The organism is Streptomyces alfalfae (genome assembly GCF_004127445.1).
GTDB classification, from domain to species: Bacteria; Actinomycetota; Actinomycetes; order Streptomycetales; family Streptomycetaceae; genus Streptomyces; species Streptomyces alfalfae.
Window position 1 is genome coordinate 96,354 of sequence record NZ_QEXM01000016.1, and the last position, 21,873, is coordinate 118,226.

Genomic DNA, 21,873 nt, shown 5'->3' on the forward strand with positions numbered 1-21,873 from the left:
TACTCTCACGAAAGGCCGGTCGCCGTGCAGCCCCGTCTCAGCGTCGTCGTGCCCATCTACAACGTCGAGGAGTTCCTCCAGGAGTGCCTTGAGTCGATCGCCCGGCAGACCATCGGCGGTCCTGACCGGCCGGGCGGCCCCGAGGGAGCGGGCGGGCCCGGGGGCGTGGGGGCGGGCGGGCCCGAGGGGGCGGGCGGCCTCGAATGCATCCTCGTCGACGACGGCTCGACGGACGGCAGCCCCCGCATCGCCCGCGAGTTCGCCGCCAGGGACCCGCGCTTCGTCTACGTGCGCCAGCGCAACGCCGGGCTGAGCGCCGCCCGCAACACCGGGGTGCGCAAGGCCTCCCCCACCGCGGAGTTCCTCACCTTCGTCGACAGCGACGACGTCGTGCCGCACGACGCGTACCAGCGGATGATCGCGAGCCTCGACGCCACCGGGTCCGACTTCGCGAGCGGCAACGTCTGGCGGCTGACCGAGCGCGGGCGCTCCCAGGCCTGGCAGTACAAGTGGCTCACCGAGCCGCGCAGCCGTACGCACATCACGCGCGACCTGGACCTCCTCGCGGACCGCGTGGCCTGGAACAAGGTCTTCCGGCGCTCCTTCTGGGACCGCCACCGCTTCGCCTTCCCCGAGGGCAAGCTCTACGAGGACACCCCCGTGATGATTCCGGCGCACTTCCTCGCCGGCTCCGTGGACGTGCTCAGCGACCACGTCTACTACTGGCGGGTGCGCGAGGGCTCGATCACCCGGCGGCGCACCGACGTCAAGGGCGTGCGCGACCGCGTCGCCGCGTGCGCGCACGTCAGCGCCTTCCTCGCCACGCACTCCCCGCGGCTGAAGAAGACCTACGACGCGTCCTGCCTGCGCGACGACTTCGTGTACTTCCTGGAGGGGCTGCCGATGGGCGGCCCCGAGTACCGCGCGGCGTTCATGACGGACACGGCCGCCTTCCTGCGCCGCGCCGACCCGTCCGTCATCGGGGAGCTGCCCGTCGGCCTGCGCGTCAAATGGCAGCTCGTGCGCGAGATGCGGACCGCCGAACTCATCGCGCTGCTCGCCTTCGAACGGGCCAACGGCGCCGCCTTCCACGTGCGCGGCACGGTACGGCGGCGCGCCGCCTACCCGGACATCGGCCGCGTCCCCGAGAAGCTGCTGCGGCTCGGCCGCGACGAACTGCCGGTGGTGGCCCGCGTCGACGAGACGCGATGGGGCGACGACGGCAAGCTGCGGATCAGCGGCTACGCCTACGTGCGCAACCTGGAGGCGAGCCGGCCGGGGCACTGCGTCAAGACGGGACTGCTCCGGTCGACCAGCGACAGACGGCAGTTCCGCCGGGTGCCGACGCGGACCGTCATCGCGCCGAAGGCCACCGAGGACTCCCGGCAGCGCCTGCACTGCTACGACCTGTCCGGCTTCGAGATGACCGTCGACCCCGAGCGGCTGAAGACCGGCGGCCGGTGGCGGCCCGGCGCCTGGCTGCTCGGCGTGGTCGTCGCGGGCCACGGCTCCGTGCGGCGCGCGGCCGTCCGCGCCGCCGACGGTTCCTCCGCGCAGACCCTGGTGCGCGAACTCGGCGACGGCCTGCGCCTGGCCGTCGGCTACAGCAGGGGGCGGCTCGTGCTGCGCGTGCAGGAGTACGCGGCGCGCGTGGAGGCCCACCGCCTCGACGGGGGCGACGTCGTGCTGAGCGGCAGCCTGCCCGGCGGTCTGCGGCCCGAGTCGCTGCGCCTGACCCACAAGCACTCCGGGACCCACTTCGCCTACCCGCTGCGCCTCGCCGAGGGCCGCTTCGAGGTCCGCGTACGCCTCGGGGACCTGACAGGGGTCCCGCCCGTGCCGCACCTCGCGCCCAAGGAGGTCGAACCGCCGCACGGCGACCGCTTCCAGGCCAATCTCGTCCTGCCCGACGGCACTCTGAAGTCCCTCGCCGCGACGCTCGACCTGGCGCCCGGACGCTACCCCGCAGGCCCCGGCCGTGAGCTGTGCGCCACCGCCAACGACCAGGGCGCCCTGGTCGTGGAACTGACCCGGCAGCCGGTCGTCGACCGCGTCGAGTGGGGCGCCGACGGCACGCTGACGGTGGAGGGCGTGGCCACGGCGGCGTCGTGGCCCGAGGCCGAATTCGTCCTGCGGCACAGCGGCCTCGACGAGGAGCTGACGGTCCCCGCCGAGCGCACCGGCGACCGCTTCCGCGCGGTGCTCGCGCCGGGCGGCGGGGCGCTGCGGGAGGGGCGGTGGTACGCGTTCCTGCGGGAGACCGGGGCGGCCGGGGCTGTCGGGGTGACTGGGGCGGCCGGGGCTGTTGGAGTGGCGGGGGCTGTTGGAGTAGCGGGGGCTGTTGGAGTGGCCGGGGCGAGCAGGGCTGTTGAGGTGGCTGGGGCTAGCGGGGCGGCCGGTGGCGGGGCGGACGACAGTGGCGGGGCGGCCGGTGGCGGGGCGGACGACAGTGGCGGGGCGGCCGGTGGCGGTGCGGACGGCAGTGGTGGTGCGGACGGTGGTGGTGCGGCCCGTGGCCACGACGGCATGCCCGTGCGGCTGCTCGCCTCCGTCTCCGCCGCGCTGCCGCTGCGCCGTGCCGTGCAGGGGCGGGACTTCGCCGTCGACCGGCGGTTCGGCGACCGGCTGCTGGTCGAGGCCGGGTCCGTCCTCGCGCGCTCCGAACGCGGGGCGTACCGCCGGCACAGGCTCCGCACCGGCCACTACCCCGCCTGCCGCGAGCGGCCCCTGACCGACGCCGTCCTGTACTTCGACGGCGACTCCCCGCGCGCCGTCCACGAGGAGCTGGTGCGGCGCGGCGCCGACGTCGAGCACCTCTGGGTCACGCACGACCAGCAGACCCGCGTGCCCGCGGGCGCCAAGGGCGTGGAGGAGCACAGCGCCGCCTGGTACGAGGCGCTGGCCCGCTGCCGGCGCGTCGTCACCTCGGGGCACCTGCCGGACTTCTTCGAGCGCCGCGAGGGCCAGACCGTCGTGCAGACCTGGAACGGGGCCCCGCTCAAGCGCATCGGCATCGACCTCACCGACACGCTCTACGCCGACCACGGCCACCTCGACGCCCTGCCGAGGCTGTCGCGCCAGTGGGACGTCCTCGTCTCGCCGAACCGCTTCTCCACCCCGCACCTGGGCCGCGCCCTCGCCTACGACGGCGAGGTGCTCGAAGCGGGCTCGCCCCGCAACGACGTGCTCTTCGGCGACGACCGCGGCAAGGTCGCCGACCGCGTCCGCCGGGAGCTGGGCATCCTGCCGGACAAGCGGGTCGTGCTCTACGCGCCGACCTACCGCGACCACCTCGCGTACCGCCCCGGCCGCTTCCGCTACGAGCCCGCGCTCGACTTCGGCGCCGCCGAGTCCGCGCTCGGCGACGACCACGTCCTGCTCGTCCGCAAGCACCCCCTGACGACGGGCCGGCTGCCGGGCGCCCGGCAGCCCTTCGTGCACGACGTGTCGGCGCACCCGAGGGCCGCGGAGCTGCTGCTGATCGCGGACGTCCTGGTCACGGACTACTCCTCCCTGATGTTCGACTTCGCGCACACCGGGCGGCCGATGCTCTTCCACGCGTACGACCTGGAGCACTACCGCGACACCGTGCGCGGCTTCTACCTCGACTTCGAGACGACCGCGCCGGGGCCGCTGCTCACCTCCACCGGCGAGGTCGTCGAGGCGCTGTGCGACCTGGAGTCGATCGCGGACCGGCACGCGGAGGCGTACGCGGCGTTCCGCGAGGCCTACTGCGACCTCGACGACGGCCGCGCGGCGGCCCGCGTGGCGGAGAGGCTCATGCGGTGACGGGCACGCTCGTCACCCGCAGGACCGCCAACGGCGCCACGGCGCTGCACGGCGGCCGGCGGTGGCGTCCCTCCCCGTACGCCGTCTTCGGCGGCCTCTTCTGGCTGGTGATGTCGCTGGCCTTCTGGCGGGTCCCGATGTGCTGCGACTTCGGGCAGCACGCGGCGGTGGTCGAGCGCCTCAAGGACGACCTGCTGCACCCCGCGCACCCGATGGCGGACCTGCCGGGCGACGGCAGCCCGTACTACTCGCCGTACGCGGTCGCGCAGGGCCTGTTCGCCCAGTTGTCGGAGCTGGCGGGCCGGGAGGTCGTGAAGCTGAGCGGCCCGGTCAACCTGCTCGTCCTGCTGACCGGCATCGGCCGCTTCGTGCGCGTCCTGACCCCCCGGCCGTGGGCGCCGGTCCTCGCGCTGGCCGCGATGGTGCTGCTCTGGGGCACGCGGATGGCGTGGTGGAGCGGCTATCTGGGCCTGATGTCGATGACGGGCAACCTCGGCTATCCGTCGACGTTCGCGATCGGCCTCGCCTTCTGGGCCTGGGCGTGGGCGGGCGCGCTGGCCCGCGAGGGGCGCCGGGGCCTCTGGCCGTACGCGGGGCTCGGCGCGCTGTGCGGACTGATCCTGCTCGTCCACCCGATCTCGTCGGTGGCGGCGGTGATCGGCGTGGCCGCGTTCGCGGCGCCGACGGTGGGTGTCCGCCGGGCGGCGGGCGGCCGCTGGGCGGCGGGCGGCCGCTGGGCGGCGGGCGGCCGCTGGGCGGCGGGCACCCGCTGGGCCGTGGCCGCCCGCTGGGCGGTGACCGCGCTGACGGCGGTGGTGGTCGCCTCGGCGTGGCCGTACTACAGCGTGTTCTCCCTGGTCGGCGACGAGTCCGTCGACTGGATCCACCGCCAGCTCTACACCGGCATGCCGCAGCGCTTCTGGCTCGCGCTGCTCGGCCTGCCGGCCCTGTGGCTGCGCTTCCGCAGGGACCGCGGCGATCCGCTGGTGCTGATGTTCGTCCTGGACTGCCTGGTCGTGGCGTACGGCTGGGTCAGCGGTCACTACACCTACGGGCGCATCCTCGGCCTGACGCTGGTGCCGCTGCAGTTCGCCCTCGCCGTCGAGCTGGCGGCGCCGCGTACCTGGGGGTGGCGGCGAGGGGCGCTCGCCGGGGCCGCGGCGCTCGGGGCGGGCGTCGGGTTCTTCCAGCTCCAGGCCGGCGCGGTCGTGCCGCGCGCGCTCGATCCCGTCGGCTTCGACCAGCCGCCGCGCTGGCCGGGCTACGACTGGGCGGTCGGCCATATGCGGCACGGCGACGTCGTCCTGACCAACGGCTACCGGCCCACGCGGTCCGTGCCCGGCTACGGGGCCAACCTCGTCGCGCCCGCGTGGCCCGACGCCTCCCTCGACGAACGGGTGCGCGCGCGCCGCCTCGACGCCGTGCGCGCCTACCTCGACCCCGGCTCCACCCGTGCGGAGCGGGCCGCGATCGTCCGCGCGTACGACGTGCGGTGGCTGCTCCTGTCGCCGGACCAGAAGGTGCCGCCGGAGGCGGTGGTCGTGGACTGGAGCCGGGGCACGGGCGAGGTCCTCGCACGCGTGAACGGACGGGAGCAGGGTAGGAAGTAAGCCACGAATACCTTCCTATACCCACCTAATCGGATAATTAGGAGAAACCACTACCATTTCCACCGTGGACCGCACCCTCCCTCAGCCGCCTGCCCGGAACCACCCCTCCCACAACCCCCACGCGCAGGTCTCCGTCGTCGTGATCGGCTACAACGACGCGGCGCACATCACCGGCGCGGTGCGCTCGGCCCTGGCCCAGGGCCCGGTGGTCGGGGAGGTGATCGCCGTGGACGACTGCTCCACGGACGACAGCCCCCGCCTCCTGGCCGCCCTCGCCGAGCACGACCCCCGCGTCCGCGTGATCCGCCGCACCGCCAACAGCGGCGGCTGCGGCACCCCCCGCAACGACGGGATCGACGCCGCGGCCTACCCGTACGTGATGTTCCTCGACAGCGACGACGTCCTGCCGCCCGGCGCGGCGGGGGCACTGCTCACCGCGGCCTCCACGCAGGACGCCGAGGTCAGCGCCGGGCTGTGCGTGCGCCGCGAGCTGCCGTCGGGGCGCGAGGTGCCCTGGCAGCCCGAGCTGTACGCCGCGGCGCGGCTCGTCCCCCGCCCCGAACTGCGCGCCCGCCTCGTCCACGACACGCTCTGCGTCGACAAGCTGTACCGCACGGACTTCCTCCGCAAGCACGACGTCCGCTTCCCCGACGGCCACGTCATCTACGAGGACTTCGTCTTCGCCGCGCGCGTGCTCGCCGCGGCCCCGCGCATCGCGCTGATCCCCGACACGGTGTACGTGTGGCACGTGCGCCGCGCCGCCACCCGGCTGTCCATCTCCCTCGACCGCTCCGGGATCGCCAACTGGCAGGCCCGCATGGCGGCCCACCGGCACTCCGTGGAGATCCTGCGGAACGCGCCCGGCGGCGAGCGGCTCGCGCGGGCGGCCCGCGCGAAGTTCATCGACCACGAGCTGCGGATGTACGTCCGTGAGCTGCCGACGCGGAGCACCGGCTACCAGCGCGAGTGGTGGTCCCTCACGCGCACCTACCTCGCGACGTTCGACGCCGCCGACCTCGACGCGGCGCCCGCCCCGGGCCGCGTCATCGCGCGCGTCATCCTCGCCTCGCGGGAGCCGCGCGACCTGCCGCGCCTGAAGGAGGTGGCCGCGCGCCCGGCCCGGCTCACGCCGCCCTACCCGAGGGCGGCCGACGCCACGCCCGTCTGGGCGGACGACCTCCCCCAGGTCACCCTGGAGCACCTGCTCGTACGCCCGGTCCGCCTGCTGCCCCTCGCGGTCGACGGCGAGCTGCGCCCGCGCGGCGGCAGCGCCCGGCTGACGCTGCGGCTGCGCGAACTGTACGGGCGGGTGGCCGAGGCGGGCCCCACCACGGTCGACGTCGAACTGCTCCACCGGCAGAGCGGCCACCCCGGGCAGCGCCGCACGGCCGCGTTCGGCGCCGCACGGCCGGACGGCACGTGGACCTCCACCGTCCTGCTCGACCTCGGGGCGCTGGCGAGCCAGGAGGGCGGCGTCTGGGACGTCCGGCTGCGGCTCCACTTCGCGGACGGAACGACACGCGAGACGACCGCGCGCGCCGCCGCGGGTCCGGGACTGCTGCGCCGCACGGTGGCGCCGGACGCCCGGCGCGGGGTGCTCCTGGTCCAGCCCTACGCCACCCAGGCGGGCAATCTCTCCCTCCGCCTCGCCCCGGGGGTGCGGGGGGTCGCGGGGGTGGCGAGGCGGCGCTTGGGGCGGCTGGTCCGGGCGCTGACCGGGGCCTCGGGAGCCGCGGGGCGCTGATCCGCCGCCGCGGCCGGCTCTGGGAGACTGCAGCTCACGACGACGAGACCACGGGACGGGACGAGCGACCATGACCTGGCTGATCACCGGCGGCGCCGGATACATCGGAGCGCATGTCGTCCGCGCCATGACGGAGGCGGGCGAGCGGACCGTGGTCTACGACGACCTGTCCACCGGCATCGCGGGGCGCGTCCCCGAGGGAGTGCCGCTGGTGGTCGGCTCGGTCCTCGACGGCGACGCCCTGCGGCGCGCGCTGACGGAGCACGCGGTGACGGGCGTCGTCCACCTCGCGGGGAAGAAGCGGGTGGCGGAGTCGGTGGAGCGGCCGCTGCACTACTACCACGAGAACGTGGAGGGCCTACGGGTCTTGCTGGACGCCGCGTGCTCTCCGGGGGCGGGGCCTGCGTCGGGGTCCGTGCCGGGGCCGGGGTCCGTGCCGGGTGTGCGCTGCTTCGTGTTCTCCTCCTCCGCCTCGGTGTACGGCATGCCCGACGTCGACCTCGTGACCGAGGAGACGCCGTGCCTGCCGATGAGCCCGTACGGGGAGACGAAGCTGGCCGGCGAGTGGCTGGTCCGCGCGGCGGGCCGCGCGCACGGCCTGGCGACGGCTTCCCTGCGGTACTTCAACGTGGCGGGGGCGGCGTCGCCGGAGCTGGCGGACACCGGCGTCTTCAACCTCGTGCCGATGGTCTTCGAGAAGCTCACCGCCGGTGAGGCCCCGTGCATCTTCGGCGCGGACTACGCCACGCCGGACGGCACGTGCGTACGGGACTACATCCACGTCGCCGACGTCGCCGAGGCCCACGTGGCGACGGCCCGCGCCCTGGCCTCCGCCGTGCCCGGCACCGACCTGACGCTCAACATCGGTCGGGGCGAGGGCGTCTCCGTCCGCGAGATGACGGACCTGATCAACGAGGTCACGGGCCACGCGACGCCGCCCACGGTCACATCCCGCCGCCCCGGCGACCCGGCGCGGGTGGTGGCCTCGGCGGAACGCATCGGAACGGAACTGGGCTGGGCGGCGAAGCGGGACGTACGGGAGATGGTGGCTTCGGCGTGGGAGGGGTGGCGTGGGGGCGGGGCGGGGGCTTCGGCGGGCCGGGGGCGTTGACTGCTTGCCGGGGCCGCCCGGTTCTCCGGGAGTGTGGCGGTTCCGCCCCGCCGGTAAAGGGCGCTCCTTCGTCGCGTCGGCTGCGCCGATGTCCCTTCGGGCCACCCTTGACTGCCGGCGCTCCACCGCAGGGGTTTTGCCGGCCGGGCGGCCGGGGTGGGGCGGCGGAGCCGGTTGGGTTGTGGCGTGCGGTTTTCCCGCCGGGTGCGGACTAGTCCTTCTGGTGTGGGCGTCAGGGGGTAGCGGGTTGCCGCCGGTCCGGCGGCCGGGCCTGGGCGGGACACCGGCTTCACCGCCGGGTGCGGGCTAGTTCTTCCAGTGCCGGCGTCAGGGGGCGAGCGTGCCGTGTGGCCGGCGGCTGGGACTGGGGGGCATCGGCTTTCGCCGCCGGGTGCCGACTGGTTCAGCGGTCCTCGGCTGCGTCGGTGCGCGGGCCCGGCGCGCGGCGCTTCGAGTGCGCGGCGTCGCGGCCGCCGATGCGCACCAGCGCGCCGCCTTTCCTGCACTACAGGAAAGCCTCACCGCCGGGGACCGACGCCCGCTTCTGACCTGCTGTTTCTTCGGCGACAGCGGGGACTTCTCTGCGCTCCTGATCCACCCGCACCGCACCCGGGACGGTGGGGGCTCCTGGGGTGTGGTCCGGCATCGGTGATGGGCCGTCCGTGTGGGCGGTGGCGTGGGCGAGACCGAATTTGCTGAAGGCGCATTCGGGGCTGCGCGCGCCCCTCGTGGGGCGAAACGCAACCTTCGTAAAGTTGGTGCCCCGCCCGCCGGGAGGGCTGGGCGTCCCCTTCCCCGCACATCGCCCCGGACCTCAGTCCCGTATCGAATCGGTCCGCGAGTCGCTGCGGAGCTGGGGGTGTTCAGGCGTCGACCCACCCGACCGAGCGCTGCCCCTGCCCCTGCCCCGCGCACGGCCCCCAGCCGTCACACCCATGCTGAGCGCTGCCCCCGGCCCCCGCACCGTATGCACCGGTCGGCAGTCGGCCGCGAGGCCCGGCACCGCCACCGAAGCGCAGCCGCCCAACCGCCAGGCCGAGCGCTGCCCCCGACCCGCACACCGTATGGACCGGACCGCACCCGGCCGCCACACCCGACACTGCCACCGAAGCCGAGCCGCCAACCGCCGGGCCGAGCGCTGCCCCCGACCCGCGCCCCGTATGGGCCGGTCAGCAGTCGGCCGCGAGGCCCGGCACTGCCACCGGAGCGGAGCCGATCCACCCGGCCGCACCCCCATCAGCCGCGCCGAGGCCGCGACGAACCAGTCCGCGCCCGGCAGGAAGACCGCACCCCACAACCCAGCCGGCCCCGCCGCCCCACCCCGGCCGCCCGGCCGGCAAAACCCCTGCGGTGGAGCCCCGGCAGTCAAGGGTGGAGCGGAGCGACATCGGCGCAGCCGACGCGACGAAGGAGCGCCCTTTACTGACGGGGCGGAACCGCCACACTCCCGCAGAACCGGGCGGCCCCGGCAAGCACGCAACGCCCCCGGCCCGCCGAAGCCCCAGAACGCAGACCCCGAGGTGGAGCCAGCTACACCTCGGTCACGGGACCGTGCTCTCTCGCCCCGTAGGCCCACCGTTCCTAGCGTTCTCCGTAGCAGCAGCGCGGGCATCGAGAGGACGTACGACATGTTCAGGCGGCGGAAATCCGGGGGCGGTGAGGCCCCGGGGCTGGTGGCGGTCGGCGAGCCGGGTGCGCTCGTGCTCGACGGGGTCGGCAAGCGGTACCGGCACGGCGTGACCGCCCTCGCCCCCGTCGACCTCACCGTGCCCCGTGGCCGCTTCCTCGCCGTCATGGGCCCCTCCGGATCCGGCAAGTCGACGCTGCTGCAGTGCGCCGCCGGGCTCGACCGGCCCTCCACCGGCGCCGTCCGCATCGGCGGTGTCGACCTCGGCTCGCTGAGCGAGGCCGCGCTGACCCGGCTCCGCCGCGAGCGCGTCGGCTTCGTCTTCCAGGCCCACAACCTCGTACCGTCCCTGAGCGTCCTGGAGAACGTCTCCCTGCCGCTCCTGCTCGCCGGCGTCGACGACGCCGAGGCGGCGCGGCGCGCCCTCGCCGCCGTCGGGCTCGGCGGGCGCGCCGCCGACCGGCCCACGGAACTCTCCGGCGGCCAGCAGCAACGCGTGGCCATCGCCCGCGCCCTGGTGACCTCGCCGGAAGTCGTCTTCGCCGACGAACCCACGGGCGCCCTCGACCCCGTGACCGCCCAGGACGTCCTCGCGCTGCTGCGGCAGGCGGTCGACGGGGACGGGCACACCGTGGTGATGGTGACGCACGACCCGTCCGCCGCGGCCTGGACGGACGAGGCGCTGTTCCTCACCGGCGGCACCGTCGTCGAGCGCCTCCTCGCCCCCGGCGCGGCCCAGGTGCACGCGGTCATGCGCTCCCTGGGGAGGGCCGCCGCATGAGCGAAAGCAGCAACGCCCGGCCCCGTCCCGCCGCCCTCCTCGCCCGCCGTGCCTCCCGCCACCACCGCAAGGCCTGGGCCGCCGTCTTCGCCGCGCTCGCCCTCACATCGCTGCTGCTCGGCTCCTTCGGGCTGGCGCTCGGCTCCGCCGGGCTCGGGCACGCGCGCGTGGAGCGGTACTCCGCCGCCGACCTCGTCGTCACCGGGGACCAGAACACCCGCTACACCGCCAAGCCCTGGGGCAGCAAGCCCGAGACGGCGACCGCGGGCCTCACCGAACGCGTGCGGGTCCCGCGGGCCGCGCTGGAGACGGTGCGCCGCGTGCCCGGAGTGCGTGATGTCGTCGCCGACGAGGTGTTCCCCGCGGGGGTCGGGAGCTCCGACGCCATCGGCAGGCCCTGGAGCGCCGCCCGGCTCGGGTCGTACGGACTGCGGGACGGTGGCCCGCCCCGGCACGCCTCCGAGGTCGTCGTCGGTGAGGGCACCGCGCGGGTCGGCGGGCGCGTGGCCGTGCGCGTCGACGGAGCCGTCGCCACGTACACCGTGGTCGGGGTGGCCGCGGGGCCGCGCTCCGCCGTCTACTTCACCTCCGCCGAGGCGCGGCGGCTCGCCGGGCACCCCGGTTCCGTGGCCGCCGTCGGCGTGACGGCGAAGGCGGGGACGAGTGCCGCCACGCTGTACGGGCGCGTACGGCAGGCCCTGGACGCCGCCGGGCTGGAGAGCGTGGGGCAGCGGGCCGCAGGCGACCGCGCCGGGCTCCGGGTGCTGGCCGGGGACGGGCGCGGCGGGGCCGAGTTCCTCGCCGCAGCCCCCGCGCGGGCCGGGATGCTCGCGCTGCTCGGTTCCGTGGCGGCGACAGTCGTGCTCATCGCGCTGCTCGTCGTGTCGTCCACGGTGGTGCAGGCGCTGGCCCAACGCTCCCGCGAGCTGGGCCTGTTGCGGGCGGTCGGCGCGACGCCGCGGCAGTTGCGGGGCGCGGTGGGCCGCGAGGTCGGCCGGATCGCCGCGTGGGCGGCGTTGGCGGGCGCGGCCGGGGCGGTGCCCGCCTACCTCGGGCTGCGCGCCCTGCTCGGGGCCCGCGGCGCGCTGCCGCCCGGCCTCGAACTGCCGCTGCCGCCCTGGCTGCTGCCCGCGCCCCTGGTGACGGCCGGCCTCACGCTGCTCATCGCCCGCGTCGCCGCGCTCATCGCCTGCGCGCGGGCGGCGAAGGTGCGGCCCGCCGAGGCGTTGCGCGAGCCGGAGCCGGGCACGGCGCGCCGGGTCAGCGGTCTCGTGCTGCTGTTCCTCGGGGTGAGCGCGGCCGGCACCGCCACGCTGCAGGACGGGGAGGCCGCGGCGGCAGCCGCCGGTGCGGCGACCGTGGTCCTGGTCATCGCCTGTGCGCTGCTCGGCCCCTGGATCGCGGAAGGGGCGATGCGGGTGCTCGGCGCTCCGCTGCGCAGGTTCGGCGGTGCGTCGGGTCGTCTCGCGGCGGCCAACTGCACGGCGTTCGCGCGGCGTTCGGGGGCGGCGCTCACGCCGATCATCCTGGTCACGGCGTTCGTCACGGTGCAGCTCTCGGCGGGCGCGACGGTGACGCACGCGGCCGGCGGCCAGGCGCGGGAGGCGGCACGGGCGGACTACGCGGTGACGGCGGCGGGAGGCCTGCCGACGGACGCCCTGGAGCGGGTCAGGGACGTCCCCGGGGTGGTGGCGGCGACCCGCGTCACGCACGGCACCGTCGTCCTCGCCCGGCGGGACACGGGCTCGCCCCGCCTGGACCGCCTGCCGGTGCTCGGCGTCACCCCCGGCGGCCTGGCGCGGACAATGGACCCCGGCGTCCGCGAGGGCGACGTCGGCGGCCTGCGTCCCGGCGCGGTGGCGGTCGGCCACGACCAGGCGCGGGCCCTCGGCGTACGCCCCGGTTCGACGGTGACGCTGCGCTTCGGGGACGGCGTCGAGGCGCGGCTGAAGGTCGTGGCGACGTACGACCGCGAACTGGCCCTCGGCAGCTTCCTCCTCGCCCGCGAGCAGCTCGCCCGGCACACGTCCTCGCTCCGGGCGGAGGCGGACCGCGTCCTGGTGGCCGGGCCCGCCGCCCACGCGCGGGCCCTGCGGCGAGCGGCCCCCGGGGCGGAGGTGACGAAGGATCCCGCGCCCGAGCGGCTGCGGCCGGAGGACCAGGCGTTGGGCGAGGTCGTGACCGTCGCCGCGGTCGCCGCGATCGGCGGCTTCGCGGTGATCGCCGTCCTGAGCACCCTGTCGCTGATCACGATCGGGCGGCGTCCGGAACTCTCCCTGCTGCGCCTCGCCGGGGCCGGGCGGCGTCAGGTGCGGCGGATGCTGCGCCTGGAGGCGGCGGCCACGGCGCTGACCGGCCTGGTGGTCGGCGCGGCGGTGGCCTCGGCGCCGCTGCTCGCCTTCAGCGTGGCGTTCGCGCACAGCCTGCCGCACCTCGCGCCGGTGCAGGCGGCGCTGATCGTCCTGGTGGTCGCCGCCACGGCCGCCGCGGGCACCCTGGTGCCGTCCTGGGCGTCGCTGCGGGGCCGCTACCCGGCGCCCGCCGGACAGGGCTGATCCTCACGGGACGGAGCGGGGCCTACGCCTTGTTCAGATACGCCAGGACAGCGAGCACCCGCCGGTGCCCGCTGTCGCTCGGCGGCAGCCCCAGCTTCGCGAAGACATTGCCGATGTGTTTGCTGACGGCACGGTCGGAGACGACGAGAAGCGACGCGATCGTGGCGTTGTCCCTGCCCTCGGCCATGAGCTGGAGCACCTCGCGCTCGCGGGGCGTGAGGGAGTCGAGGGGGTCGTCGCGGCGCCGCGTGAGCAGTTCCGTCACGACCTCGGGGTCGAGCGCGGTGCCGCCGTCGGCCACCCGTTCGAGCGCGTCGAGGAACTCGTCGACCCGGCCCACGCGGTCCTTCAGCAGATAGCCGACGCCGCTCGCGCCGCCGCCGAGCAGTTCGGCCGCGTACGTCTCCTCGACGTACTGGGAGAGGACGAGGACCGGCAGGCCGGGCAGCTCGGCGCGGGCCGCGAGCGCCGCCCGCAGCCCCTCGTCCCGGAAGCCCGGCGGCATCCGCACGTCGAGGACCGCGACGTCGGGCCGGTGGTCGAGGAGGGCGGGCAGCACCTCGGGGCCGCTGGAGGCGACGGCCACCACCTCGTGCCCGGCGGAGGTGAGCAGGAGCACCATGCCCTCCCTCAGCAAGGCGTTGTCCTCGGCGATCACCACGCGCACGGCAGCTCCACTTCGATCACGGTCGGCCCCCCGGTGGGGCTCGTCACGGTCAGGGTCCCGTCGAGGGCGGCGACCCTGCGCCGCATGCCGAGCAGCCCGGTGCCGCCACCGGCGCCGGTTCCGCCCCCGGCCCCGCCTTCGGCCCCGCCCCGCCCCTCGTCGCGTACCGCAATGCCCAACACCCCGCCCTCCCGGAAAAGTTCCACGGTGGCCCGGTCGGCGCCGCTGTGCTTGGCGGCGTTGGTCAGCGCCTCGGCGACGACGAAGTACGCGGCGGCCTCGACCGCCGCCGGCGCCCGTACCGCCTGGCCCGCGGCGTCCTCCACGCCCCGCGCGGTGACCGTCACGTCGAGCCCGCTGCCCGCGGCCAGCGCCCGGACGGCGCCGAGGAGACCGCGGTCGGTGAGGATCGGCGGATGGATGCCGCGCACGACGTGCCGCAGCTCGGTCAGCGCCTCCTCGGCCTGTTCCTGGGCGTCGTCGAGGAGTTTCCGCGCGGCCACGGGGTCCTTGTCGTAGGCGCGGCGGGCGAGCCCGACCCGCATCGACAGGGCGACGAGCCGCGCCTGCGTCCCGTCGTGCAGGTCCCGTTCGATGCGCCGCAGCTCGGCGCCGTGCGCGGCGACGGCGCCGGCCCGTGTGAGGGTCAGCTCCTCGACGCGCTCGGCGAGGTCGGCGTTGCGCTGCGCCTTTGGGGAAGGCAGCAGCAGGGCGCGCGACCAGGCGGCGTCCAGGTCGGCGAGGCGGTCGAGCAGCGGCAGGGCCACGGCCCGCTGCCGCAGGAGCCCGCACCAGAAGCCGTCGACGAGCAGGCCGAGGATGCACAGCGGGATGGCCACGTACATCAGGGCGCAGCCGTACACGAAGTGGGCGGTGAGCCAGCGCAGGTCGCGCCAGGTGCCGGGGTCGTCGAGGGCGGTCCGCACGCGCGCGCGGACGCCGCCGGTGAGCGGGGCGTAGGCCTCGGGGACGGGGACGCCGCTCCAGTCGGCGACCAGGCGCCGCTTGAGGCCCGCGGTCCTGCGCAGCAGCAGCACGGTCTCGGGCAGCACGGCAGCGCCGACCACGAGCAGCGTGACGACGGCCGTGAAGAGGATGAGCGCCGCGAAGAGGTACGACGCGATGGCGAGCCCGGCCGCCTTGCCCAGCTGCGCCATGGCGCGCCCCGCCGCCCCCGCTGTCTCCTTCATCCGGTCAGGCTAAGTCACCGCGCGGGCGGGGTCCGGCGGGCGGGCTCCCCCACGGGGGTGTAGCGCGCTACACCATGGCTTCGGGAGAGCACACCCTCGTGGAGGGCCCGCGCGAACGGGAGAGTTGTTCCCGGGCCGCCGCACGGGGCGGCGGCCGAAGCTCCACGGAAGGACCGACTCCCATGAGGCCTCTGCTCTGGCTGGTCTTCTCACTCGCGGTCGTCGCCAACGCGATGCTCAGCTTCACCCCCTGGGACGGCGTCACCCGCACCCTGGCGAGCGTCGGCACGGGCGTCGTGGTGCTGGCGGCCGGCACGGGCCTGTGGGTGACGCGGCGGCGCGAGGCCTGACGCCGCCGACGGCCGGGCGGAGCCGTCAGAGCGCGCGCAGCCCGGCGGCCGTGGCCGCCGCGAGGCGTTCGAGGTACCCCTTGGGCAGCTTCGCGCGGACCACCACCGAACGCCAGTAGAGCGGCCCGGACACCAGGTCGAGGGCCAGCTCCTGGTCGACGTCCGCGCGGAGGTCGCCCCGCTCGACGGCGGCCCCCACGATGCCGCTCGCCACTCCGTACTGCCCCTCGCGCAGCGCCTTCTGCAGGGCTTCGGCGATCTCGGGGTTGCGGGCCGCCTCGGCCTGGAGGTCGGGGATGACCTGCGAGGCCACGGGGTGCCGCAGGGCACGGGACGTGACCTCGTACAGGAGGCGCAGGTCGCCCTCCAGGGAGCCGGTGTCCGGCGCGGGCAGCCCCTGGACCGCCAGGGCCGACACCAGGTCGAGCACGAGGTGCAGCTTGGAGCGCCAGCGGCGGTAGACGGCCGTCTTGCCGACGCCCGCGCGGCGGGCGATGCCCTCGATGGACATCCGGGAGTACCCCACCGAGGCCAGCTCCTCGAAGACGGCGGCCCTGATCGCCTCGGTCTTCTCCTCGCGGAGCACGGCGGCTCCGGCGGGGGGCCTGCGGCGCGGCTGTTCATCCTGTGGCCTGCTCGTCGTCATACGGACAGCATAGGACGAGACGACGATACGGTTGCGTTCCGACGCGGCGAGGCCCTACTGTCGGCGTCACGACGAAACGGTCCCGTCCCGTCGTGCGCGACATGCACCGCCTCCCCGAGCGAAAGCAGCGGATGTGAGCCAGGTCCTCGACACACCGCCCCACCCGGCGCCACCGGCCGCCGAACCCTCCCCCGCGGAGCTCTCCCCCGCCGAGCTCGCCGCCCGGCACGGCCTGACCGTCAGCGGCGCCCGCCCCTCCCTGCCCGCGTACGCCGGGCAGCTCTGGCGGCGCCGCCACTTCATCACCGCCTTCGCGACCGCCAAGCTGACCGCCCAGTACAGCCAGGCGAAGCTCGGCCAGGTGTGGCAGGTGATGACGCCGCTGCTCAACGCGGCGGTCTACTACTTCATCTTCGGCGTCCTGATGGACACCAGGCGCGACGTCGAGGACTACGTCCCGTTCCTCGTCACCGGCGTCTTCGTCTTCACCTTCACGCAGGCCTCGGTGATGGCGGGCACGCGCGCCATCTCCGGCAGCCTCGGCCTGGTGCGCGCCCTGCACTTCCCCCGGGCCTCGCTGCCGATCTCGCACTGCCTGCAACAGCTCCAGCAGCTCCTGTTCTCGATGGCCGCGCTCGTCGTGATCCTGCTCTGCTTCGGCGTCCCGCCGACGGTGTACTGGCTGCTCGCCGTGCCCGCGCTCGCGCTGCAGTTCACGTTCAACACGGGCCTGGCGCTCGTCATGGCCAGGCTCGGCAGCAGGACACCGGACATCGCGCAGCTGATGCCGTTCGTGCTGCGCACCTGGATGTACGCCTCCGGGGTGATGTGGAGCATCGACGCGGTCCTCGCGGACCGGAACCTGCCGCACGCCCTGAAGGTGCTCCTGGAGTGCAACCCGGCCGCCGTGTACATCGACCTGATGCGGTTCGCGCTGATCGACAGCTACTCCCACGACCGGCTGCCGCACCTCGCCTGGGCATGGGCGGCCGGCTGGGCGCTGCTCGCGGGGGCCGGCGGGTTCATCTACTTCTGGAAGGCGGAGGAGACGTACGGCCGTGGCTGAGACCGCAGACCAGGGGCCCGCGCCCACCGTCATCGTCGACGAGGTCGACATCGTCTACCGCGTGCACGGCGCGGGCGCCACGGCGGGCAGGGGCGCGGCCACCGCCGCGCTCGGCCGCATCCTGCGGCGCGGGCAGGAGCGCGGCGTGCGCACGGTGCACGCCGTCAGGAACGTGTCGTTCACCGCCCGCAAGGGCGAGGCCATCGGCCTGATCGGCACCAACGGCTCGGGCAAGTCGACGCTGCTCAAGGCGGTCGCGGGGCTGCTGCCCGTCGAGCGGGGCCGGATCTTCACCGACGGCCAGCCGTCCCTGCTCGGGGTGAACGCGGCCCTGATGAACGACCTGACCGGCGAGCGCAACGTCCACCTCGGCGGCCTCGCGATGGGCATGTCCCGCGAGCAGATCAAGCAGCGCTACGACGACATCGTCGACTTCTCCGGCGTCAACGAGAAGGGCGACTTCATCACCCTGCCGATGCGCACGTACTCCTCCGGCATGGCGGCCCGCCTGCGCTTCTCCATCGGCTCCGCCAAGGACCACGACGTCCTGCTCATCGACGAGGCGCTCGCCACGGGCGACCGCTCCTTCCAGAAGCGCTCCGAGGCCCGCATCCGCGAGCTGCGGGAGCGCGCGGGCACGGTCTTCCTGGTCAGCCACAACAACAAGTCGATCCGCGACACCTGCGACCGGGTGCTGTGGCTGGAGCGCGGCGAGCTGCGGATGGACGGCCCGACGGGCGAGGTCCTGAAGGAGTACGAACGGTTCACGGGCGGCGGCAAGGGCTGACGCGCCCCTTTTGTCGCGACAACGCTCGCATCCTTACACTATGGGGGCGTTTCGCAACGGAAGGAGTCCGCGTGCAGCCACGGCTGAGCGTCATCGTCCACGGGCGGAACGTCCAGGGCCGCATCGGCGCCTGCCTGGACGCCCTGACGGCGCAGGCGTCGGAAGCCTTCGAGGTGGTCGTCGCCGCCGTGGGGGCCTCCGCGCAGGAGGTGGCCGCGGGCAGACCCGGCGTCACGGTCGTCCCGCTGCCGGAGGGCGCCGACGACGGGGCGGCGCGCGTCGCGGGCGCCGAGCGGGCGGCGGGCCGGTGGCTGCACTTCGTGCACAGCAAGGACACCGTGCCGACGGGCGCGCCGCGCACCGTCGCCGACCGGACGGCCGAGCTGCCGGACGGCGTGGACGTCCTCGTCGTCGACCACGTCCGCTCGACGTGGCGGCACCAGGGGATGCCGAGCCCCGACGGCAGGATCCTGGCGCGGCAGGGCCGCCGCGACCTGCCGCTCGCCGACACCCCCGACCTGCTCAAGGTCACCCCGCTGCTCGGCAACCGGGTGCTGCGGGCCGGCTTCTGGCGCGCGCACCGCGCGGACCTCGCGGTGTCCGACGAGCGGTTCGCGGCCCACGCGGCCCTGCTCGACGCGGAGCGCGTCGCGGCGCTCGACCACATCGCCCTGAACGTGACGGAGCTGCGGGCGCAGAGCCTCCCCACGGGACCGCCCGAGCGGCGCTACGAGGTCATCGACCGCCACGAGGCGCTCCTCGCCCTGGCCATGGACCGCGGCGCGGGCCCGGCGCCGCTCGCCGCGCTCTACGACATCATGCTCGGCGACTGCCTGCGCGTCGTCGCCCGGGAGCGGCTGCCGGACCCGGTGCGCAGGGAGTTCTTCCACCGCGCGGCACGGGCGGCCGTGGCCTGGCGTCCCGAGGGGCACCAGCACCCCGGCGGCCTCGAAGGCGTGCGGCGCCGACTCCTCGAAGAGGACGCGTACACCAAGTACCGCACCTTCCAGACCCTCAACCGGCGGCGCCGCGAGGCGCGGGCGGCGCTGGCCTCGCGCAAGCACAAGGTGGGCCTGAAGGTCCGCGACCTGCGCTACCGCAGGGAGCTCGATCGCCCCGTCGACCCGGACCTCGCGGTCTTCACGGCGTACTGGGACCGCGGCGTGGCCTGCAACCCGGCGGCCATCGCCGCGAAGGCCGCCGAACTCGCCCCGCACATCCGCCCGGTGTGGGTGGTCTCGGCGGCGAACGTGCCGCTGCTGCCGCCCGGCGCCGACCACGTCGTGCCCGGCACGCGCCGCTACTGGGAGGTCCTGGCCCGCGCCAAGTACCTCGTGAACAACGTCAACTTCCCCAACGCGGTGGTGAAGCGCCCCGACGCCGTCCACGTCCAGACCCATCACGGCACGCCGCTCAAGCGCATGGGCCTGGACCAGCTCGACTACCCGGCGGCCGCCAAGGGCCTGAACTTCCACAGCCTGCTCGAACGCGTCGACAAGTGGGACTACAGCGTCTCCGCCAACGGCCACTCCACCCGCATGTGGGAGCGCGCCTACCCCTCGCGCTACACGTCCCTGGACCACGGCTATCCGCGCAACGACGTCTTCCACTCCGCGACGGCCGCCGACATCCGCGCGATCCGCGACAGGCTCGGCGTCGCGCCCGGCAAACGGGCCGTCCTCTACGCGCCCACTCACCGCGACTACGAGGCGGCCTGGACCCCGCGCCTCGACCTCGCCACGCTCGCGGACCGCCTCGGCGAGGACACCGTCCTGCTGGTCCGCGGCCACTACTTCTACGGCGGGGCGGCCTCCCCCCTCGCGGGCCTGCGCCGCAGCGGCCGGGTCGTCGACGTCTCGTCGTACGACCCGGTGGAAGACCTGTGCCTGGCCGCGGACGCGCTGATCACGGACTACTCCTCGATCATGTTCGACTACGCCAACCTCGACCGCCCTATCGTCGTCTACGCCGACGACTGGGAGACGTACGCCACGACGCGCGGCGTCTACTTCGACCTGATGGCCGAGGCGCCCGGCCATGTGGCGCGCACGCAGGACGAGTTGACGGAGCTGTTCACGTCGGGCGCCTGGCGCGACGACACGTCGGCCGGGGCGCGCGAGGTGTTCCGGCGCCGCTTCTGCGAGTACGACGACGGGCGCGCGGCCGAGCGGGTCGTGCGCCGCGTCTTCCTCGGCGAGAGCGAGGCGTCCCTGCCGCCCGTGACCCCACTCGACCAGCGCACACCGGCGCCGACGCCCGAGGAGGCCCTGTGAGCACCACGCCCGACGTGACGGTGACGGTGATCGTCTACAACGACGCGGAGCGCCTGCCGCGCGCGGTGGCGTCCCTGCGCCGCCAGACGCACCGGAACATCGAGATCGTCATCAGCGACGACCACTCGACGGACGCGACGCCGGACGTGGCGCGGCGCCTCGCCGCGGCGGACGACCGCGTGACGTACCTGCGCCTGCCCGAGAACAGCGGCGGCTGCAGCGCGCCGCGCAACCGCGCCCTGGACATCGCGCGCGCCCCGTACCTGATGTTCCTCGACAGCGACGACGAACTCCCCGAACGGGCGGTGGAACTGCTGCTCGCCGCGCACGCCGAGGCGGACGTGGACTTCACGATGGGCGCGGTGGAGCGCGTGCGGGTGGACACGGGCCGCACTTCCACCTGGATGCCGCACCTGGTCGCGGAGCGCCGCACGGTGCGCGGCATCGAGGCGGAACCGGCGCTGTTCTTCGAGCACCTGTCGACGAGCAAGATGTACCGCAGGGACTTCCTCGGCCGGAACGGCCTGCGCTTCCCGGAGGGCATCCACTACGAGGACCAGCTCTTCTCCGCCCAGGCGTACTGCCTGGCGCGGGCCTTCACGGTGCTCCCGGAGCCCGTCTACCGCTGGTACATAGCACCCTTCGAGGCGGCGGAGTCGGCGTCGATCTCCAACCAGCGCCACAAGCTGACGAACGTCCGCGACCGCGTCCACGTGCAGCGCCTCATCGACGCCTTCCTCGTGTCGAGCGGTCAGACGGACGCCGTGCGGGAGGCCAAGGACCACAAGTTCCTCAAGCACGACTTCCGGATGTACGCCGGTGACCTGCCCTTCCGTGACGAGGAGTGGCTGAGGGGCTTCGCGGACATCGTGAACCCGTACCTGGCGGAGCTGTCCCCCGGCGCGTACGCGCGGCTGCCGCGCGCCGAGCGGGTCGTCACCCGGCTGGTGCGCGACGGCCGCCTGCGGGATGCGCAGCTGGCGGCGCGGGGCCTCGGCCACGGGGTCGCGCCGCGCGAGACGGCGCTGGACGGGGACGGCCGCGTGTACTGGGGCGCGGAGGTCCCGCCCGCCGCTTCCCGCGGGGACCTGGACGTGACGGACCTCGGCCTGGACACCCGGCCGTTCCCGAGCGCGCAGTTCCGCCACGAGATCACACGGGTGGAGCGGGGCCCGGGGGCCTCGGTGGACCTCGCGATCCGCACGTACGACCCGGGGCTGCGCCTTCCGGTGGGCCCGCAGGTGGCGACGCTGCTCCTGGCGCCTGGCCGGCGCCGGATGCGGAGCCGCTTCCGCCTGGACCCGGTCCGCCCCGGCGTCTTCGAGGGCTCGGCGCGCCTGGACCTGGCGGAGGCGCCCCTCCCTCTCGACGGCTTCGAGGGCACACGCCACCCGGTCCTGCTGCTCACCTCGGGCCGCCTGCGCAACACGTCACTGCTCCTCGCGCCCCTGTCGTTCCCGCCCTTCAGGGCCCGGATCGACTACCGGCGCGGGGCGACGCCCCATGAGGTCACGGTGGAACCGGAGGGCCGAGGCACGGGCCGCCTCCAGCTCCGCTGGACCCCGGTGGGCGTCACGGCCCGGCTGATCCGCCCCCTGGCCCGCAGGGCGGGGGCGAGGGTGGGCTCCCGCGTCCGCGGGGCGGCCCGGACGGTGGCGAGCGCGGTGCGCTGAGCCG

The 21,873-nt window shown here is 74.9% G+C and carries 14 protein-coding genes; 11 read left to right on the forward strand and 3 right to left on the reverse strand.

What is annotated here, in order from left to right; genetic code table 11:
- Positions 1-24: 24 nt before the first annotated feature.
- The 6 genes from DCW30_RS37315 to DCW30_RS06910 all read left to right on the forward strand — a co-directional run bounded on the left by DCW30_RS37315 (position 25) and on the right by DCW30_RS06910 (position 13,217).
- On the forward strand, positions 25-3,789 hold the full coding sequence (locus DCW30_RS37315) for a bifunctional glycosyltransferase/CDP-glycerol:glycerophosphate glycerophosphotransferase (RefSeq protein ID WP_237283425.1): 3,765 nt from the start codon (positions 25-27) through the stop codon (positions 3,787-3,789).
- Positions 3,786-5,399 carry a hypothetical protein gene (locus DCW30_RS06890; protein WP_076685862.1) on the forward strand — a complete coding sequence of 538 codons (1,614 nt, stop codon included), beginning with the start codon at positions 3,786-3,788 and terminating at the stop codon, positions 5,397-5,399. Before DCW30_RS37315 ends, DCW30_RS06890 begins: the two co-directional genes overlap by 4 nt.
- A 64-nt stretch (positions 5,400-5,463) precedes the next feature.
- Positions 5,464-7,143, forward strand: coding sequence for a glycosyltransferase family 2 protein (locus DCW30_RS06895; protein WP_076685860.1), 1,680 nt, complete (start codon positions 5,464-5,466; stop codon positions 7,141-7,143).
- A gap of 70 nt (positions 7,144-7,213) precedes the next feature.
- Entirely contained in the window at positions 7,214-8,254 is a 1,041-nt protein-coding gene (galE, locus tag DCW30_RS06900) for a UDP-glucose 4-epimerase GalE (protein WP_076685858.1), read from the forward strand.
- Positions 8,255-9,882: 1,628 nt separating this feature from the next.
- Positions 9,883-10,662 carry an ABC transporter ATP-binding protein gene (locus DCW30_RS06905; RefSeq protein ID WP_076685857.1) on the forward strand — a complete coding sequence of 260 codons (780 nt, stop codon included), beginning with the start codon at positions 9,883-9,885 and terminating at the stop codon, positions 10,660-10,662.
- Entirely contained in the window at positions 10,659-13,217 is a 2,559-nt protein-coding gene (locus tag DCW30_RS06910) for an FtsX-like permease family protein (protein WP_076685856.1), read from the forward strand. Before DCW30_RS06905 ends, DCW30_RS06910 begins: the two co-directional genes overlap by 4 nt.
- 22 nt (positions 13,218-13,239) lie before the next feature.
- On the opposite strand, the gene DCW30_RS06915 is transcribed toward DCW30_RS06910, so the two are convergent.
- Both DCW30_RS06915 and DCW30_RS06920 read right to left on the reverse strand, forming a co-directional pair.
- Positions 13,240-13,884, reverse strand: a complete 645-nt coding sequence (locus DCW30_RS06915; protein WP_062780698.1) for a response regulator transcription factor — start codon at positions 13,882-13,884, stop codon at positions 13,240-13,242.
- Positions 13,872-15,074, reverse strand: coding sequence for a sensor histidine kinase (locus DCW30_RS06920; RefSeq protein ID WP_076685855.1), 1,203 nt, complete (start codon positions 15,072-15,074; stop codon positions 13,872-13,874). Before DCW30_RS06920 ends, DCW30_RS06915 begins: the two co-directional genes overlap by 13 nt.
- A 182-nt stretch (positions 15,075-15,256) precedes the next feature.
- Here DCW30_RS06920 and DCW30_RS36600 point away from each other — a divergent pair, with 182 nt between their 5' ends.
- The gene (locus tag DCW30_RS36600; RefSeq protein WP_162933582.1) at positions 15,257-15,424 is read left to right on the forward strand and encodes a hypothetical protein; all 168 of its coding nucleotides are present in this window, start codon (positions 15,257-15,259) and stop codon (positions 15,422-15,424) included.
- Positions 15,425-15,449: 25 nt separating this feature from the next.
- On the opposite strand, the gene DCW30_RS06925 is transcribed toward DCW30_RS36600, so the two are convergent.
- Entirely contained in the window at positions 15,450-16,070 is a 621-nt protein-coding gene (locus DCW30_RS06925) for a TetR/AcrR family transcriptional regulator (RefSeq protein ID WP_062780696.1), read from the reverse strand.
- 133 nt (positions 16,071-16,203) lie between these two features.
- On the opposite strand from DCW30_RS06925, the gene DCW30_RS06930 reads away from it, so the two are divergent.
- The 4 genes from DCW30_RS06930 to DCW30_RS06945 all read left to right on the forward strand — a co-directional run bounded on the left by DCW30_RS06930 (position 16,204) and on the right by DCW30_RS06945 (position 21,869).
- Positions 16,204-17,136, forward strand: coding sequence for an ABC transporter permease (locus DCW30_RS06930; protein WP_076685854.1), 933 nt, complete (start codon positions 16,204-16,206; stop codon positions 17,134-17,136).
- A complete protein-coding gene (locus DCW30_RS06935) occupies positions 17,129-17,923 on the forward strand; it encodes an ABC transporter ATP-binding protein (protein ID WP_076685853.1) in 795 nt (264 codons plus the stop codon). Before DCW30_RS06930 ends, DCW30_RS06935 begins: the two co-directional genes overlap by 8 nt.
- 71 nt (positions 17,924-17,994) lie before the next feature.
- Entirely contained in the window at positions 17,995-20,196 is a 2,202-nt protein-coding gene (locus DCW30_RS06940) for a bifunctional glycosyltransferase/CDP-glycerol:glycerophosphate glycerophosphotransferase (RefSeq protein ID WP_076685852.1), read from the forward strand.
- Entirely contained in the window at positions 20,193-21,869 is a 1,677-nt protein-coding gene (locus tag DCW30_RS06945; RefSeq protein WP_076685851.1) for a glycosyltransferase family 2 protein, read from the forward strand. Before DCW30_RS06940 ends, DCW30_RS06945 begins: the two co-directional genes overlap by 4 nt.
- Positions 21,870-21,873 lie beyond the last annotated feature (4 nt).

Bases quoted from the DNA above. Each gene is read 5' to 3' on its own strand.
- galE (WP_076685858.1), top strand. From the start codon at position 7,214: ATGACCTGGCTGATCACCGGCGGCGCCGGATACATCGGAGCGCATGTC.
- DCW30_RS06905 (WP_076685857.1), top strand. From the start codon at position 9,883: ATGTTCAGGCGGCGGAAATCCGGGGGCGGTGAGGCCCCGGGGCTGGTG.
- DCW30_RS06910 (WP_076685856.1), top strand. From the start codon at position 10,659: ATGAGCGAAAGCAGCAACGCCCGGCCCCGTCCCGCCGCCCTCCTCGCC.
- DCW30_RS06920 (WP_076685855.1), bottom strand. From the start codon at position 15,074: ATGAAGGAGACAGCGGGGGCGGCGGGGCGCGCCATGGCGCAGCTGGGC.
- DCW30_RS36600 (WP_162933582.1), top strand. From the start codon at position 15,257: ATGAGGCCTCTGCTCTGGCTGGTCTTCTCACTCGCGGTCGTCGCCAAC.
- DCW30_RS06925 (WP_062780696.1), bottom strand. From the start codon at position 16,070: ATGACGACGAGCAGGCCACAGGATGAACAGCCGCGCCGCAGGCCCCCC.